We start from the raw sequence: 3,900 nt of genomic DNA on the forward strand, positions 1-3,900 counted from the left end.
TTGGACGGGGGCAATGACGCTGACTATGTCTCCTCCTTTCTTGCCGTCAACAGTACGCTGCTGGGAGGCACCGGGGCGGATAGTCTCTATGGTATTTACGGAAACCAGGTTCTTTTAGACGGAGGCAATGACGCTGACTTTATTTACGCAGAGTATGCCACTAACAGTACGCTGCTGGGTGGAGCTGGAGAGGATTATATAAATAGCTATTTGGGCAATGGTGTGCTGGTTGATGGTGGGAATGACGCGGATAAAATTTTAGCTTTTTCCCCAAATTCAACCGTGCGGGGCGGTCTCGGCGATGATTTTGTAAGCGGTCATGTTAATGGGTTCATTTATGGAAATGATGGCAATGACGCCATCTTGTTCTGCGGGTATCAGAACCAGTTTGTCGATGGAGGCAGCGGCAGTGATACCCTTGTTGCGGCGGAAGAAACTACGTATTTAGAAGCGGCACAATCCGACCGGTTGCAAAACGTGGAGTATGTGTATTGGCAGGGCTTTGCGCGTGCGCTAGGAAATACCGCGTCGCCTTATGCGGGAACGGACAATAATGACAGCCTGAATGGCACTGGCGCTGGCGAGGTTTTAGGCGGTAGTGCAGGACAAGATACGCTGAATGGATTGGGCGGGAATGATTATCTCCTGGGAGGCAATGGGAATGACCTCATGGACGGAGGCGCCGGGAATGATACGCTTACTGGTATCTCCGAAGGGGTAGTAAAGTGGCAATCGCTTAGTATAAGCGGCTATGGCTCAGAGTATGGCGGTAACGATACCATGCGTGGCGGCGATGGCGCTGATGTGCTGATAGGCGGCTTGGGTAATGATGTGCTTGATGGCGGCGCAGGCAACGACGTCTTCTACTACGGAGGCAGCCAGACTGTGTATGAGGGAGGAGCGGGCAGCGACACGCTCTATGTCTGGAGCCAGAATGACTATGCGTCGTTGCGCGGCTCAGCCACATTGGCGAATATTGAGTATATCAGTTATAACGGTCAAGTGAGGGAGTTGGCATCCCACGGAAACTATATATTGAGGGGTTCCGAGGGAGATGATACTCTTATAGGCGGCAATGGTAATGACACTCTTGATGGATGGGGGGGCGACAACTACGAAGACGGCGGCGCTGGCGACGATTACGTAGTCGCTGGTTTCGGCAACAGCACGCTGCTGGGTAATGACGTCTTGGTTGGAGGCAGCGGTGGGGATACCTTCCTGTTCTCCAGCGGGGACGGAGTCGATACGATTCAAGGTGTAGATGCGCAAGATAGAATTTCTATTCAAAACCTGTCGTTATGGAAATGGGATATGACCATGGATCATGGTAACTTCATGATTGTCTATGGCGATCAGGGAGCCGACAGTCTAGTGCTCACCAACTGGGCCTCCGGGCGTCCGGGCAGCATCCAGTTCAATGATAAAACATTTACGCTGTTCCAGAATCAGCCGTCGTCGAACAGCGATGTTTTGGCAGGGACTGAAGGGGCGGATCTGATGATCGGGTACGCCGGCGATGATACATTGGCCGGCGGCAACGGCGACGATTTTCTCCAAGGCTGGGCTGGCGATGATGTGTTGCACGGCGAGGCGGGGGACGATACGCTGACAGGCGGACCGGGAAGTGACACCCTTTATGGGGATGAAGGAAACGATTGGCTTAAAGGTAGTGGCGATGCAGATGTTCTCTACGGCGGCAGCGGCGATGATACGCTGTGGGGAGCTCAAGGCAACGACCAGTTGTTTGTCGGCGATGGGAGCGATGTCGTGTATTTTGGCCAAGGCATGGGAAGTGATACTGTTACAGGGGTTGGTGATGATGGCATAAGTGATGTCATTTTCTTAGGAGAAGGAATTTCTTCTATAAATGATTTGAGCGCGAGCGTACAAGACGGGAATTTGTATTTGAACGGACTTGCAGGCGAGCAGCTGTGCATTCAAAACTGGGACAGCAATATCAGTATGTATACGGATTTTTCCATGCAAGGCAGAATTTTCCAATTCTACCAGGTGGATGGCGCGTGGAGGTTTGGGGAGCTGTGTTGATAAAGTTTTTTGGTTAGGTGTATGTTTGAAAAAGTTTGAATAACCTTATTTGGATAACCATCCTTGTTGCTAAAAAGACGTAATCGTAGTTTGGCAGCAAGGATGGTTTGTTTATTTATGGAAAACTAGCAGGTATATAGTGGAAAATGCCGAAAATATTAATAACTATATTTGAATTGTATAAAGGAGCGGTTCTTGTGAGCGAAGAAATAACTGTTTTATCGAATGTTGATTTGCAAGATGCCCGTACAGCGGAAAACAGTGAGGACAGTATTGCAGGGCGCAGCAACGCCCAAGGAACCACGGCAACCACATCTACTTGCGGCAGTAATCGCGTTGATTCGCTGCTTTCTGGCGTGAAGTGGTCCAGCAATGTTTTGACGTATAGTTTTCCAGTGGTAGGCTCGAGCTGGCCGTCTAATTATTCGAGCAGCGGAGAAAATAATATTGGTTTTCAGCCCCTTACCGAGCAGCAGCGAAGTGCGGCTACCCTTGCGTTGCAATCTTGGGCGAATGTGTGCAATCTGACGTTTTCATTGGTCAGTGAACCTTCTTCTAGTGGGGTGATTCGCCTGGCCCGCAGCAGCGCTCCTACTACCTCGTGGGCTTATTATCCTAGTTACAGTGAAGCTGGGGGTGACGTATGGTTTGGGACTGGCACCTATGCGCCGGACAATCCGATAGTAGGCACCTATGATTACATTACGTTTGTTCATGAACTAGGACACACATTGGGTTTGAAACACCCACATGATTCTGCGCGCGGTGTGGTTTGCGATTTGGCAAGTGATGATATGGAATTTTCCGTCATGAGCTATCGGAGCTATATTGGCGCTTCGGTGACAGGTGGATATACAAATTATTCCAACTCGTATGCCACAACGCCGATGATGAGTGATATTGCTGCAGTGCAATATATGTATGGGGCTAACTTTACTTATAATGCAGGTAATACAGTGTATCGGTGGCAGCCGGGAACGTCTAAAATTTTTGAAACCGTATGGGATGGCGGAGGCAACGATACATACGATTTATCTGCTTACCAGACAGGGGTAGCTGTAAATTTAAATCCGGGAGAATGGAGTACGTTTAGTTCTTCTCAATTGGCAGCTTTAGACTACTATGGCCATGTGGCCAGGGGGAGCGTGGCCAATGCCTTGCTTTATAACAATGATGCCCGCTCACTTATTGAAAATGCCGTTGGCGGTAATGGAAATGATACGTTGACAGGAAATTCTGTCGGCAATCGCCTAGAGGGAGGAAATGGCGCAGACTTTCTGCAGGGAATGGCTGGAAGCGATTTGCTTTACGGCGGCAGCGGCGCCGACACGCTGGATGGAGGAATCCAGGGGGATGTGTTGGATGGCGGGGACGGTAATGATGTTTTAATTTATGACAATGCAGACACCTTGGTGGGCGGATCTGGCAGCGATACAGTTATAGCATCTGACAGCAGCACATACAATACGCTGGCTTTGTCTAGTTGCGTGAGCGGAGTCGAATACGTTAGCTACAACGGGCAGGTGAGGGCGTTGGTCTCGCAGCATGTATTCAACGGCACCAGCGGCAATGATAATCTTACCGGCACCAGTCTCAACGACACCTTAAACGGCCTGGGAGGCAATGACCAGCTTGTGGGAGGTTTGGGGATCGACCTTCTCTACGGGGGAGACGGCAACGATACGCTGCGGGGCGGCGGGCAGCAGGATACGCTGGATGCGGGAGCTGGCAACGACGTCGTCTACTACGGCGGCAGCCAAGCCATCTATAACGGGGGGGCTGGCAGCGATACGCTGCTGGTAAGCAGCCAGGCGGACTACGAGGCCGTGCGCTCCGGTGCGACGCTGGCCAATT

General features: G+C 50.9%; 2 protein-coding genes. Both read left to right on the forward strand.

The genetic code is table 11. The features are described from left to right. Nucleotides 1-2,046, forward strand: a 2,046-nt coding sequence (locus tag PHF27_RS02850) for a calcium-binding protein (RefSeq protein ID WP_300065758.1), incomplete at its 5' end; no start/stop codon positions are given. 197 nt (nt 2,047-2,243) lie between these two features. Beyond that, the coding region (locus PHF27_RS02855) for a M10 family metallopeptidase (RefSeq protein ID WP_300065760.1) at nt 2,244-3,900 on the forward strand (1,657 nt) is incomplete at its 3' end.

Source organism: Anaeromusa sp. (genome assembly GCF_028691475.1).
In the GTDB taxonomy this organism is placed as follows: domain Bacteria; phylum Bacillota; class Negativicutes; order Anaeromusales; family Anaeromusaceae; genus Anaeromusa.